Source organism: Alcanivorax sp. HI0083, assembly GCF_001635175.1.
In genome coordinates, this window is the sequence record NZ_LWFX01001748.1 from 1 (window position 1) to 1,166 (window position 1,166).

The window sequence follows — 1,166 nt, forward strand, 5'->3', positions numbered from 1 at the left end:
CGGTGTTTGGTTACGACCAGCAGGGCGGCATTCTGGGTGAGTTCGCCAACGCCTGTGGTGCCTGCGCCACCGAGGGCGTGAAATATACCTCGGAAAAGAACGACCCGAATATGCCAGGCCCGGTGCCTGATGCGCCGGCGGCACCTGCGGACGAAGCGGCTCCGTCTGCGACTTCTTCCGCGCCGTCCCGTTATTGATCTGCCCTGACCCGAGGCCGCTTTGGCAAACGCGTTAACCCTGCTGCTGGATTTTGACGACCAGTATCGCCGCGATGTGGACCAGAACCACGCGTTCCTGCATCGCCGCGACCGGCGTTTTGCCCAGCAGCAACAGGAGCAGCGGCAGCCGCTCACGGTGCCCGCCTGGCTGGCCTCTCTACATGCCCTCAATGGCCAGCGTCAGGTGGACAGCGGTAGTGATCCGCGACTGCGTGGCTGGCGCCAGGCGCGTTGGGTGTTTGCTGGCCTGGGGGCCGTGCTGGGCGTGGCTTTCATGCTGGGCCTGCTCTATTACGATGGTGGCCAGCAGATCAACGTGACCCTGCTGGTGGCGCTGGTGGGCCTGCAAGGGCTGCTGGCATTGTTCACCAGCGTGCAGGCCTGGCTGGGCTGGCAGCCCTGGCGTACCCTGCTGGGCCGTTGGCGTGGAAATGACGATGCGTTGGCTTCGTTGCGCCCGGTGCTATCCGCCCGGGTGGCGCACACCGGCGGCTTGATGTTTGCCCTCACCGGGTTGCTTACCTTGCTGTTGCTGGTGGCGGTGCAGGATCTGGCGTTTGGCTGGAGCACCACCTTGCAGGCGTCCGCCGCCGGTTATCACCAATGGATCAGTGCACTGGCCTTGCCCTGGCAGTCCCTGTGGCCTGACGCGGTACCCTCGTTGGCGCTGGTGGAGACTTCCCAGTTTTACCGGTTACAGCAAGGCAACGGTGTGGCCGATCCGGCCTTGCTGGGCACCTGGTGGCCGTTCGTGTTGATGCTGTGGCTGGTCTATGTGCTGCTGCCCCGCTGTGTGCTGCTGATGCTGGCGGCGCTGCAATTACGCTGGCAAAGCCATCGTGCCCTGCGCGCACACCCGGGCTGGCAGCCGCTCCATTACCGCTTTGATACGCCCTGGGTGGACACCCGGGGCGACGATGAGGGGCCGGCAGCCCCGGCCCCGGCCCA

Annotated in this window: 2 protein-coding genes; both read left to right on the plus strand. The window is 65.4% G+C overall.

Going from position 1 to position 1,166, the window contains the following annotated elements; genetic code table 11:
* On the plus strand, positions 1-197 hold a 197-nt coding region (locus tag A3754_RS28335; protein WP_197468872.1), incomplete at its 5' end, for a hypothetical protein.
* Between the two features lie 22 nt (positions 198-219).
* Positions 220-1,166, plus strand: a 947-nt coding sequence (locus tag A3754_RS25435) for a DUF2868 domain-containing protein (RefSeq protein ID WP_063521694.1), incomplete at its 3' end; no start/stop codon positions are given.